We start from the raw sequence: 11,092 nt of genomic DNA, 5'->3' as shown, positions 1-11,092 counted from the left end.
GGTTCTGGCCTATGGCCTTGCCACGCTCAACAAGGTGCTGGGTGAGAACACCAGCCTTCGCAACATTGCCGAAGGCGGCCTCAAGGGCATCAACCGTCTGGCCATCAACACCGGCGAGACCTTCAACGACGCCAAGAGCTTCGTCGTCGGCAAGGCCGATCAGGTTGCCGATGCCGCAGACAAGGCGCTTGCCCGCACCACCGCTGCCGCTCAGACGCTTAGCGCCAAACAGGCTTTCATAAATAGCATGGACAATGGCGGCAACCCGGCGCTCAGCGTCTGATCCATCGCAGCTTGCAGCATGACAGCGCTTGGCGTAAGCTGAACCCGTTCAATTTCACGCGCGCGCATTCATGGCCCTTACCGACGATCTGACCGCCAAAGGCATTCCCTACCGGGCAGCCGCCATTTGCCTGATGCGCACGGTGAACGAGGAAGGCCGCAAGGTCTTCTGCTACCTGAAAATCTATGATGAGCATCTCGGCCGCTTCGCCCTGTTTCTGAAAGAGGATGGCGGCCTGTTCAACCCGGCTGATTATGGCGAGATACTTGCCATCGGCTTCGATGAGCCAGATGACGACACCAGACGGAAGATGAAGGAAGAATTCGGCTACGACGAATCCGAACAGCTGATGCTGATCACGCCGGAAACACCACGTAACTGATCATGGCGAAAACACCCGCATATTTCTTTCCGGGCATGCTCTGCGACCACCGTTTGTGGAAGCCCATTCTGCCCTTCGTGGAAGCCACGCTGGACATCCATCCCGTCGATGTCAGCCAGACCGATAACATTCCCGCATGCGCTTCCCACTTCATCCCGAAGATGCAGGAGGGCGCCGTCCTCGTCGGCCTATCCATGGGCGGTTATGTGGTGCTGGATGTGATGCGACAGTTGCTGGAAATAAATCAGGCGGGCAGGGTGAAGGCCATCATGCTGATTTCCACCAGCGCCTTCGCCGACAACAGCGAACAGACCCGCACGCGCGAAGGCCTCATCAAACTGGCGAAAATGGGCAAGTTCAAGGGCGTCACCCCACGCCTGATGCCAACCCTCATCCACCCCTCGCGCGTGGAGGATACCTCCATCACCCAGGTGGTGCTCGACATGGCCGAGGATATCGGTTTAGAGGCATTCATCCGCCAGGAAACCGCCGTGATGAACCGTCGCGACCAGACGGATATTCTTCCGCAGATCACGTGCCCCACGCTCATTATCGTTGGCGATACCGACCAGCGCACCCCGCCCGCCTGCAGCGAGAAAATGGCCGCCCTCATTCCCGGTTCGGAATTTCACCTGCTGAACATCTGCGGCCACCTGCCGCCGTTGGAATTGCCGGATGAGACCGGTACATGGATGCGGCAATTTCTGCAAAAACTATAGCCTAGCTTTCCACACCGTATTTTTCTTTCAACATCCGCATGGTTGTCGGTGTTGGCGCACCCCAGCCTTTCGCCAGGATGATGCCATATTGGCTTAAATCAAACGGCTCGCCGGATTCGCACAGCCGGATGAACGGCATTTCCTTATGCGGGAAGACCTGAATGAAATAATAACCCGTCCGCCCATCGGGAAAAGGGCAATGCCACTCATAAATCAGGTTCGCGCGCGCGGTGACTTTGCTGACCCATGAGCCCATGCTAAAGCTCTATCTCAGGCGGTTTCCCGTGTGGTGTGGGCGACGAGCCGGGGTTGCCCGGTGCCTGGTCCGGCGGGCTGGTATCGCGCCCTTCGGGGAATATATACATATCCCGGAATTTTTCCGGATAGGGCGATGTGCCCGTATCATTGTTTATGCTGAGCCGCCCTTCGCTGAAACGCAGGTTGAAAAGTCTGCGCTGGGAAGGCATGTTGGCATCGTCTTCCTGAATGCCGTCATAATAAATATTCCGCTCGGCATCTGTTGTCACCTGACGGCCGAATTCATCGAACACATGGATATTTTCCGGCTTTACGCCGATATCGATGAACTGCTGCCTTACCCTTGGCACCATCATGCCATAAGCCGGGTTAAGGGTGGTGAGCACCACTACGGCCTGCGCGATGTCCTCGGCCGGAACCTGGCTCTGAATATCCTGCTGAATTTCGGGATGAAGACCGGGCGCCACATGCGCCAGCAGGCGGTTATGCGGGTCCTGATAGGCTAGGGCATAACACATGGTGAGGTGCACCGCCGTGGCGCTTACGCCGTCATCCGGCATGCCTGCATAATATTGATTCTCCCGGAGCATGTCCGGGCTTTCAGGAGAAACGAAACCTTTGCCGGTGAGTTTGATGGTCATATGAGATACAGAAAAAACATCACTTTAAGCCTATAGAAAATAACTTAAAATTGCTTAAATTCTGCGTTATACATCCACCATTTCGCTGACCTTGTCTCCCAGCAGCGCCGTCTCATGCTGGATGAACTTGAAACGCAGCTCCGGGTCCTTGCCCATCAGCTCTTCCACGCGCTGGGTCGCCAGTTCCTGCGTATCGCTGTTAATGATGACACGATGCATGGTGCGCTTGCCGGGCTGCATGGTGGTTTCCTTCAACTGCGCGGGCGTCATCTCACCCAGACCTTTGAAACGGCCGATCTCAAGGTTTTTGTATTTCTTGCCGAGCTCCGCCACCAGCTTATCGCGCTCTTGCTCGGTGGAGGCATAACGCGTGAACTGCCCGGTGGAAATGCGGTAGAGCGGCGGCTGCGCGAGGTAGAGATGCCCGTCGCGGATCATCTGCTGCGTCTCGCGGAAAAAGAAGGTGATGAGCAGCGAGGCGATATGTGCCCCGTCCACATCGGCATCGGTCATGATGACGATTTTCTCGTAGCGCAGATCTTCCTTGCGGTAATGCTTACCTGTGCCGCAGCCCATCGCCATCAGCAGGTCGTTCAATGCCTGGCTGGCACGCACCTTGTCGTTGGTGGCGCTGGCCACGTTCAGGATTTTGCCGCGCAAGGGCAGCACGGCCTGCGTTTCGCGGTCGCGTGCCTGCTTGGCGGAACCACCTGCGGAGTCGCCCTCCACGATGAACAGTTCCGTCCCCTGCGGAATGCTCCGCGTGCAATCCGCCAGCTTGCCCGGCAGGCGCAGTTTTTGCGTGACGGTGACTCGCTTGACCTCTTTATCCTTCTTGCGGTTCAGCCGCTCTTCCACACGCAGCAGCACGTAATCCAGCAGCGCGGTGGCCAGTTCCTTATTGCCCGCCAGCCAATGCTCAAAGCGGTCGCGCAGCGCGTTCTCCACCAGGCGCGTCACATGCTGGCTCACCAGCTTGTTTTTCGTCTGGCCTTGAAATTGCGGGTCCTTCACGAACACGGAAAGCACCATGCAGGCCCCATCTAGCACATCTTCGGCCATGATGGTCGATGCCTTCTTGTTGCCCGCCAGCTCGGCGTAGGAACGCAAGCCCTTCAGGATGGCCGCACGAAAACCCTGTTCATGCGTGCCGCCCTCGGGCGTCGGAATCGTGTTACAGAAACTATGCGAGGAAGGCTCCTCATCCACCGGCCAGGTGATGGCCCATTCCACACGGCCGGATTTCTCAGCCAGTTCGGCTTCACCGGCAAAGCTTTCCGGCGTCACGGTCGCGCGCGCGCCCAGCTCGGCCGTCAGGTAATCATTCAACCCGTTAGGGTAATGGATGACCGCCTCGGCCGGAACTTCGCTGCCTTCTTCCAGCAGCGACGGCGCGCACTTCCAGCGAATCTCCACCCCTTTGAACAGGTAAGCTTTCGCATTGGCCAGCTTGTAAAGCTTCGCCGGGCGGAAGTGGGATTTATTGCCAAAAATCTCCTGGTCAGGCTGAAAGCGCACCGTGGTGCCGCGACGGTTGGAAACCGCGCCCACCTGTTCCAGCTTGGTGGTGGCATGCCCGCGGCTATATTGCTGACGCCACAGCACCTTGTCGCGCGCCACTTCCACTTCCAGCATGGAGGCCAGCGCGTTGACGACGGAAATACCTACCCCGTGCAAACCGCCGGAGGTCTCATATGCCTTCTGGCTGAACTTCCCGCCCGAATGCAGCATGGTCAAAATCACTTCCAGTGCTGATTTCTTCGGAAACTTCGGGTGAGGATCGATCGGAATACCCCGCCCGTTATCCCGGATCGTCACCAGGTCGTTCTCATCCAGCTCAATCTCAATGCGCGTGGCAAACCCGGCCACGGCTTCATCCATGGAGTTATCGAACACCTCGTTCACCAGATGGTGCATCGCCGTCTCGTCCGACCCGCCGATATACATGCCCGGCCGCTTGCGCACCGGCTCCAGCCCCTCAAGGACTTCGATATCCTTGGCCGAATAATCGTTGCTGTTGCTTGGATTGCCGGGTTTGGCGAACAGATCGCTCATGGGTGTCCTTATTCCGTATGGGTAAGCGCGACAGCACGTCGCGCCTCAGCCTTGAGCTCGCTTCATGGCGGCATCAAGCACGACGCCGCCGGAAGCAAATCAAGAGGCATTATCATAATCGCACAAAACCTCCCCCGCAAGGGCCAGTGAGCCGCAAATCAGCAGTTTGCAAGGGTTTTTGAGTGTTTTTGCCAGTTTTTTGAATCCCGAAAGCCAATCCGGCGCCGTTTCGGCGGGCATATTTAGTCCTTTGGCTGCATCCAGCAGGCTTTCCGGCTTGGCCGCGCGGGGGTTTTCCGGCATCCCGACCAGCATGGCCTGCGCCACGTAAGGTGCAAGCGGGACCAGAAACCCCTGCATATCCTTGTCCTTCATCATCCCGGTAAGCAGCATAACGGGCTTGCCCTCCGCCCGCCATCGCGCAAGCTGTTGCGCGATAGCCGCCCCGGCGGAGGCATTATGCCCGCCATCCAGCCAAACCTCGCTCCCTTCCGGCAGCATTGGGAGCAACGCCGGATGCGTCAGCCGCTGCATACGTGCCTTATGCCGCGCCGTGACCAGCCCTTTCAGGATGATGGATTCATTCCAGTGAAACCGTGCATCGCCATGTCGGCGCAACTGGTCGGCGCAGGCAATCGCCATGCCCGCATTCAGCCATTGATGCGGCCCTGCCAGCGCCGGTGCCGGATAGGCCAGTGCCATGCTGGCGGACTGATAATGCGCCTGCTCATCCCGAACCTCCACACGCCATTCCTGTCCATGACGAAAAAGCGGGCAGGGGTGCTGCATGGCTTCATCCGTAATGGCGCCTATCGCCTCCGGCTCCTGCATGCCGATGACGGCGGGCACGCCGGGTTTCAGGATGCCCGCTTTTTCCCGCGCAATGGCATCCAGGCTGTCACCCAGAAATTCCACATGGTCCATCGACACCGGCGTGATGACCGAAAGCATCGGCCTTGCCACCATATTGGTCGCATCCAGCCTGCCGCCCATGCCCACTTCCAGCAGCAGAAAATCGGCCGGATGCTCCGCATACAATAAAAACGCCACCGCCGTGGTGCTTTCAAAAATCGTGGCCGGATGCTTCATCAACGCATCCCGCACGCGCTGCATGGCGGGCAGCAGGGTATCGTCATGCACTTCCACGCCGTTCAGCATCATGCGTTCATTGAACCGCACCAGCTCGGGTGATGTGTAGCTATGCACGCGCAGCCCCGCCGCTTCGCCCATGGCCCGCAGATAGGCCACCACCGAGCCTTTGCCATTGGTCCCCGCTACATGAATCACCGGCGGCAGATGATGGTGCGGATTGCCCAGCGCCTCCAGCAACGCCTCCATCCGCCCGAGCGACAGCTCAATGCCTGCGGGGCCGAGCACGGTCATCTCGTCAAGCAGATGCTGAATGGCGGCATTGGGATGTGGGCGCATGGCCGCCCTATAGCAGCTTATTCAAGGAAACTGAAGCAGCCGTGAGCGTGCGCGAGCGTCGAGGTTCTACAGAGAAGCCAGAGAAGGCAATCCAGCCCGGCTCGGCATCTGATGGCGCACCTGCACCAGATGGGAGATGATCTCATAGAGGTTCGGCAATTGCCACATCAGCGGCTCCGGCGAAATGGCCAGCGTGCGGAACAGGTTGGAGACCTGCTCGTTATGCGGGCCGTCCAGCACGGACATGGCGTCGAGATTCAGCAACTCCTCGGCCGCATTGGTGCGCGCGTGAATCACCAGACGGTTATTGGACAGCTCGGCATGGATCACATCCGGGCATTCGCGCAGCATGCGCAGCACCTGGCTGTAGGCATCCGCCTGCGTGGCGATGAATTTCAGCGCCTTGGTGTTTTCCTCCACCAGGGAAAAGGGCAGTTCGATGCCATAACGCGTCGGCTCGCTGCGCTCCACCACGCTCTGCCGGTTGCCCAGGCCGATATTGTCAGAGAAGAAAACGGAAAGCAGGCTGGCCGCCGCCGGTTGCGTATGGCTGATATAAAGGCGCGGCAATGCGCCCCGCTCGCCCTGGATATATTCGAGCTGGTAGCCGTAGAAATATTTGAGCAGGGAGGCATTGGCGAGAAGGCGGCTTAAAGCCTTGGTCGCCGCGCCGATGCTGAGTTCAGTGGGTTGTGGTATCATAATGCGGGTCTTCCTAACAGAACGCGCTTAAATCACAATGGTGAACTATTTGTGACGAAACGGCGATGGAATGGTTAAAAAACCTAGGAAAACTCTGGGTTTTGCGCGATTTTACCAAATTTTCCATACACTTGTTGCTGCAATGCACAATCTGCGGCTTGTCTCAGCTTAGAAACAATCTAAATTCATGCCGCAGAGTTAACAACACCGGCCCGCACGCGGATTTTTGTGAATAATAATGCGGTAAAGATATATCCACAGTGAGGGCCTGCACCCTGGATATTAAAGTTGGCAGTGGACCATAGGCTGGCCTAGGATACCGGCATGATTGAAAAACTTTCCAAACATGCCGGCAAAATCCCGCAGGTGACGCTTGCCTTCTGGATCATCAAAATTGCGGCAACCACGTTGGGAGAAACGGGGGGCGACGCGTTTTCCATGTCGCTTGATCTTGGTTACGCGGTCAGCACCGTAATTTTTGCCTTGTTCTTTTCCGTTGCGCTGCTGGTGCAAATGCGCTCGGCCCACTATCATCCGTTTACCTATTGGACGGTCATTGTTACCACCACCACCGTCGGCACCACCCTTGCCGATTTTATGGATAGAAGCCTCGGCTTCGGCTACGAAGGCGGCGTGTTACTACTCTTCATTATATTGCTGGCGCTGATTGCAGTATGGAAGCGGGCCTGTGGCTCCATATCCATTCACAAAATCAGGGACTGGCGGGGGGAGCTGTTTTACTGGTGTACCATTTTATCTTCTAACACCTTAGGCACCGCGCTGGGCGACTGGCTGGCCAATGACCCTCGCTTCGGCTATAGTGGCGGGGCGGCACTGTTTCTGGCCATACTGGCCGTCATAGCCATGCTCTATTACACCACGCGCCTTTCCCGCACCGCGCTTTTCTGGCTGGCTTTTGTCATCACCCGTCCCCTTGGCGCAACGCTGGGGGACATCCTCACCAAGCCTGTTGATGCAGGCGGGCTTGATTTAAGCCGCTTTACCTCATCTGCGGTGCTGCTGGGCATGATGATTACGGGCATTTTGCTCTCTTCCTGCAAGCGGAGAAATGCCATGCCCGCCAAAGATCAAGCAATCCCATAAAATATAGAGCGATCAACGCGATTCAACCATTGAGGCCCCGCCTGCTAATAGGGGCGTAACCCTTCGCGTAGCCATGGTCGGGCAGCGTGACCGTAAATAATAGCGTTACTAGGATTTACGATTCACCACATAATCCGCCAGCATGCGCAGCAGATCCGCGCGCTCGTCAAAGCTGCGCAGATGATTCTTGGCCTGATCGGCCAGGATGAAGGCCTGTTCGCGTGCCCGTTCAATGCCGATGGCACCCACCAGTGTAGCCTTGCCCTGCGTTTTATCCTTACGTGCGGCTTTGCCCATCTCCTTGGCATTGCCTTCCACGTCGAGCAGATCGTCCGTCATCTGGAAAGCGAGGCCGAGGTCGTTGGCATAGCGCGACAGCGCATGGCGCATCGGCTGGCTGGCCTTGCCGAGGATGGCGCCCGCCTCGCAGGCAAACCCGAACAACCGGCCCGTTTTCATGCGTTGAAGGCGGATGATTTCCGGAATGGACATATCGTCGCGCTCTTCGGCCAGCAAATCCATCATCTGCCCGCCCACCATGCCGAGGCACCCGGCAGCCTGCGAAAGCGCGTAAACCAGCTCCAGCCGCACCTTGGGGTCCACATGGGTGGATTCGTCGGCCAGCGTCTCGAAGGCCAGGGTCAGCAGCCCGTCACCGGCCAGCAGCGCGGTGGCCTCGTCGAACATGATATGGCAGCTCGGCTGGCCGCGGCGCGTGTCGTCATCATCCATGGACGGCAAATCGTCATGCACCAGCGAATAGGTGTGGACGAACTCGATGGCCGAACCCACCTGCAATGCGGAATCCAGCCCCACGCCAAACATCTTGGCGGTGGTGATGGCGATGAAGGGGCGCAAACGCTTGCCGCCGGACAGGGCGGAATAGCGCATGGCCTCGATCACCCTTCCTTCCCCGTTTTCCGGCGCGGGCAGCAATTTACCCATTTTATCGTGCAGGGCGGTGGCGATATCGTCGAGCGCCTTGCGCAGCTTGGGGTCCATCGTCATACCGGTTTTGCTCGTGCCAGTTTTACTCATAGAAGAGGGGCTTTCCGTTTATTTGAATGATTTAGGCATCAAGGGGCTGGGTGGCGATTTCACCGGACTGGTGAATGATTTTCTCCACCTTAAGGCGGGCATCCTGGAGCTTTTTCTCGCAATGGGCCTTCAGGTAACTGCCGCGGGCATAATCGTCGATCGCCTGGTCCAGCGATGTCTCGCCCGATTCCAGCCTGCGCACGATCTGTTCCAGCTCATGCAAAGCCTCTTCAAAGCTCAATTTGGCGATATCCGCCGTGTTTTTCTTTTCCGCCATCAGGGGGCCTGTCCTGCTTCTTTGAATAGTATGTTTGATTATTCCATTGCTAGCCTCTATGCAACAGACAAAGGACGTAGTGTTATAGTTGCGCTATGTGCGAGCGAAGCGAGTTGGGCCATTGAGGCCCCGCGCCTTATTGGCGCGTAATCCTTCGCGTAGCGGAGGTTAGGTATAAATAGATGTTTCAGAATCTTTCTCAACGCTTAAGCGGCGTATTTCAGAAATTGACGGGCAAGGGCCTGCTGACGGAGGAAGACGTCAACGCCGCGATGCGTGAGGTGCGCATTGCCCTGCTGGAGGCCGACGTCGCCCTGCCGGTGGTGAAGCAATTCGTCGAGGATGTCCGCACCCAGGCTGTCGGGCAGGAGGTCATCCGCTCCGTCACGCCGGGGCAGATGGTCGTCAAGATTGTCCATGACCATCTCATCAAGCTGCTCGGCGGCGAAAATGCCGAACTGGAAGTCGACACGCCTCCTTCCATCATCCTCATGTGCGGCCTTCAGGGCTCCGGTAAGACCACCAGTTCCGGCAAGCTCGCCAAATGGCTGAAGGACAAGCAGCGCAAAAAGGTCCTGCTCGCCTCGCTCGACGTCTACCGCCCGGCCGCGCAGCTTCAGCTTGCCAGTGTGGCCGAAAAGGCCGGGGTCGAAAGTCTGGAGATCGTCGAAGGCCAGAAGCCCGAGGCCATCGCCACCCGCGCCATCAAGGAAGCCAAGACCAAGGGCTATGACGTCCTCATCCTCGATACCGCAGGCCGTCTGCATATCGATGAAGAGTTGATGGACGAGCTCAAGGCCGTCGAAAAAATCGCCAAACCGCGCGAGATCCTCCTCGTGGCCGATGCCATGACCGGCCAGGACGCCGTGCGCGTGGCCGAAAGCTTTAAGGCAGCCGTGCCCCTCAGCGGCCTCGTCCTCACCCGCATGGATGGCGATGCGCGCGGCGGCGCGGCGCTTTCCATGCGCTCCGTCACCGGCTGCCCCATCAAGTTCATGGGGATGGGGGAGAAAATCACCGAACTGGAGCCCTTCCATCCCGAACGCGTCGCCGGACGCATCCTCGACATGGGCGATGTGGTATCGCTCGTGGAACGCGCCGCCGAAGTGATCGACCAGGAAGAAGCCCAGAAAATGGCTGCCAAGATGCAGCAGGGCAAGTTCGACCTCAACGATTTCGCCGCCCAGCTCAAACAGCTCAAGAAAATGGGCGGCATCAGCAGCATGATGGGTATGCTGCCGGGCCTGGGCAAACTGAAGGAACAGCTGGGCGACAAAATGCCCGGCGACGACAAGCCCATCCTCCATCAGGAAGCGCTCATCCTTTCCATGACGCCGAAGGAACGCGCCAACCCCGACCTGCTCAATGCCAGCCGCAAACGCCGCATCGCCACCGGCGCGGGCCTGACGGTGCAGGACCTCAACCGCCTGCTGAAACAGCACAAGCAGATGCAGATGATGATGAAACAGTTCAAGAAACTCGGCCCCAAGGGCATGATGCGTCAGATGTCGCAGATGCAGCGGCACCTGGGCGGTGGCGGGTTTTAAGCCGCAGCACCTTTTTCCGGTTGAATAACCCGCGTTTTCGCCAGATCGGCCAGATGCGAAAGATGCTGGTCGAAATCAGCCATATGAGCGGGCAGCTCTCCAGCGTCTTTAAGCGCGGTGAGCAAATTGCCCAAGGCTGCATTTCCTGCACGGTCGCCACCCATCAATGGCTTCGGTTGCGCCTGGTCCTCATCGGTGATGGACCAGCGCAGAAAATGATCGCGAAAATTCCACTCGGTCACAATCCCCTGAGCAGCAAGTTTTTCACATAATGCCTGCACATCATCTAATTCCGGCCGATTAATCAGGTCAACATACACCCAGCGAGGCTGGGTTTCCGTTTCCAGAAACGCCAATTCAACATCCTGCACGATGCCCATGATAAAACTCCCTGTATCTTTTATTTTCAGAGAGCATAGCAGATTGTTCCGAACATGGAAGGGATGTTGCGCCTGCTAAAAAACCAAGCGTCACAAACCTTCGCGCAGCGCCTCTAGGCACTTGTAATCCGTCAGGTCCATTGAGATGGGCGTCACGGAAATATAGCCGTTATTGATCTGGTCGATGTCGCACCCCCGCCAGTCCGTCTGGTCCCAGCGGTCCCCGCCCACCCAGAAATAGGTGCGGCCTTTGGGGTCCTTGTTCTGCACCAGCTTGT

12 protein-coding genes are annotated in these 11,092 nt (G+C 57.8%); 4 read left to right on the top strand and 8 right to left on the bottom strand.

The window, feature by feature from the left end:
• The first annotated feature begins 353 nt into the window (after positions 1 to 353).
• Positions 354 to 665 carry a hypothetical protein gene (locus GC177_10370; GenBank protein ID MBI1276355.1) on the top strand — a complete coding sequence of 104 codons (312 nt, stop codon included), beginning with the start codon at positions 354 to 356 and terminating at the stop codon, positions 663 to 665.
• 2 nt (positions 666 to 667) lie between these two features.
• Positions 668 to 1,384, top strand: coding sequence for an alpha/beta fold hydrolase (locus GC177_10365; GenBank protein MBI1276354.1), 717 nt, complete (start codon positions 668 to 670; stop codon positions 1,382 to 1,384).
• A 1-nt stretch (position 1,385) separates the two neighbouring features.
• Here GC177_10365 and GC177_10360 read toward each other — a convergent pair whose 3' ends face one another.
• From GC177_10360 to GC177_10340, 5 genes are all read right to left on the bottom strand, one after another.
• Positions 1,386 to 1,640 carry a hypothetical protein gene (locus GC177_10360; GenBank protein ID MBI1276353.1) on the bottom strand — a complete coding sequence of 85 codons (255 nt, stop codon included), beginning with the start codon at positions 1,638 to 1,640 and terminating at the stop codon, positions 1,386 to 1,388.
• 1 nt (position 1,641) lies between these two features.
• Positions 1,642 to 2,283, bottom strand: coding sequence for a hypothetical protein (locus tag GC177_10355; GenBank protein MBI1276352.1), 642 nt, complete (start codon positions 2,281 to 2,283; stop codon positions 1,642 to 1,644).
• Between the two features lie 66 nt (positions 2,284 to 2,349).
• Complete coding sequence (gene parE / locus GC177_10350) at positions 2,350 to 4,338, bottom strand: DNA topoisomerase IV subunit B (GenBank protein MBI1276351.1); 1,989 nt, start codon at positions 4,336 to 4,338, stop codon at positions 2,350 to 2,352.
• 99 nt (positions 4,339 to 4,437) lie between these two features.
• On the bottom strand, positions 4,438 to 5,766 hold the full coding sequence (locus GC177_10345) for a bifunctional folylpolyglutamate synthase/dihydrofolate synthase (protein MBI1276350.1): 1,329 nt from the start codon (positions 5,764 to 5,766) through the stop codon (positions 4,438 to 4,440).
• A 66-nt stretch (positions 5,767 to 5,832) separates the two neighbouring features.
• Positions 5,833 to 6,468 (bottom strand): hypothetical protein, encoded by a 636-nt coding sequence (locus tag GC177_10340; GenBank protein MBI1276349.1) that lies wholly within the window; start codon positions 6,466 to 6,468, stop codon positions 5,833 to 5,835.
• A 327-nt stretch (positions 6,469 to 6,795) separates the two neighbouring features.
• On the opposite strand from GC177_10340, the gene GC177_10335 reads away from it, so the two are divergent.
• On the top strand, positions 6,796 to 7,572 hold the full coding sequence (locus GC177_10335) for a hypothetical protein (protein ID MBI1276348.1): 777 nt from the start codon (positions 6,796 to 6,798) through the stop codon (positions 7,570 to 7,572).
• A gap of 108 nt (positions 7,573 to 7,680) precedes the next feature.
• Here the strand turns inward: GC177_10335 and GC177_10330 are convergent, their stop codons facing one another.
• Entirely contained in the window at positions 7,681 to 8,574 is an 894-nt protein-coding gene (locus GC177_10330) for a polyprenyl synthetase family protein (GenBank protein ID MBI1276347.1), read from the bottom strand.
• 67 nt (positions 8,575 to 8,641) lie between these two features.
• Positions 8,642 to 8,887: an exodeoxyribonuclease VII small subunit gene (locus tag GC177_10325; protein MBI1276346.1), complete on the bottom strand. Its 246-nt coding sequence runs from the start codon at positions 8,885 to 8,887 to the stop codon at positions 8,642 to 8,644.
• A gap of 182 nt (positions 8,888 to 9,069) precedes the next feature.
• Here GC177_10325 and GC177_10320 point away from each other — a divergent pair, with 182 nt between their 5' ends.
• Positions 9,070 to 10,434 (top strand): signal recognition particle protein, encoded by a 1,365-nt coding sequence (locus GC177_10320; protein ID MBI1276345.1) that lies wholly within the window; start codon positions 9,070 to 9,072, stop codon positions 10,432 to 10,434.
• On the opposite strand, the gene GC177_10315 is transcribed toward GC177_10320, so the two are convergent.
• Positions 10,431 to 10,814, bottom strand: coding sequence for a hypothetical protein (locus GC177_10315; protein MBI1276344.1), 384 nt, complete (start codon positions 10,812 to 10,814; stop codon positions 10,431 to 10,433). The two genes, GC177_10320 and GC177_10315, sit on opposite strands and share 4 nt — an antisense overlap.
• Positions 10,815 to 11,092: the final 278 nt, after the last annotated feature.

The organism is bacterium (assembly GCA_016124905.1).
Taxonomy (GTDB): Bacteria; Pseudomonadota; Alphaproteobacteria; order Rickettsiales; family RI-342; genus RI-342.
Note: the sequence above shows the minus strand (reverse complement) of the source record. Positions and strands in the feature narration are given on the sequence as shown.

Excerpts from the sequence above, each read along its gene's own strand:
- GC177_10320 (MBI1276345.1), top strand. The coding sequence starts at position 9,070 with ATGTTTCAGAATCTTTCTCAACGCTTAAGCGGCGTATTTCAGAAATTG.
- GC177_10340 (MBI1276349.1), bottom strand. The coding sequence starts at position 6,468 with ATGATACCACAACCCACTGAACTCAGCATCGGCGCGGCGACCAAGGCT.
- parE (MBI1276351.1), bottom strand. The coding sequence starts at position 4,338 with ATGAGCGATCTGTTCGCCAAACCCGGCAATCCAAGCAACAGCAACGAT.
- GC177_10370 (MBI1276355.1), top strand. The coding sequence starts at position 354 with ATGGCCCTTACCGACGATCTGACCGCCAAAGGCATTCCCTACCGGGCA.
- GC177_10330 (MBI1276347.1), bottom strand. The coding sequence starts at position 8,574 with ATGGACCCCAAGCTGCGCAAGGCGCTCGACGATATCGCCACCGCCCTG.
- GC177_10355 (MBI1276352.1), bottom strand. The coding sequence starts at position 2,283 with ATGACCATCAAACTCACCGGCAAAGGTTTCGTTTCTCCTGAAAGCCCG.
- GC177_10360 (MBI1276353.1), bottom strand. The coding sequence starts at position 1,640 with ATGGGCTCATGGGTCAGCAAAGTCACCGCGCGCGCGAACCTGATTTAT.
- GC177_10325 (MBI1276346.1), bottom strand. The coding sequence starts at position 8,887 with ATGGCGGAAAAGAAAAACACGGCGGATATCGCCAAATTGAGCTTTGAA.
- GC177_10365 (MBI1276354.1), top strand. The coding sequence starts at position 668 with ATGGCGAAAACACCCGCATATTTCTTTCCGGGCATGCTCTGCGACCAC.
- GC177_10345 (MBI1276350.1), bottom strand. The coding sequence starts at position 5,766 with ATGCGCCCACATCCCAATGCCGCCATTCAGCATCTGCTTGACGAGATG.
- GC177_10315 (MBI1276344.1), bottom strand. The coding sequence starts at position 10,814 with ATGGGCATCGTGCAGGATGTTGAATTGGCGTTTCTGGAAACGGAAACC.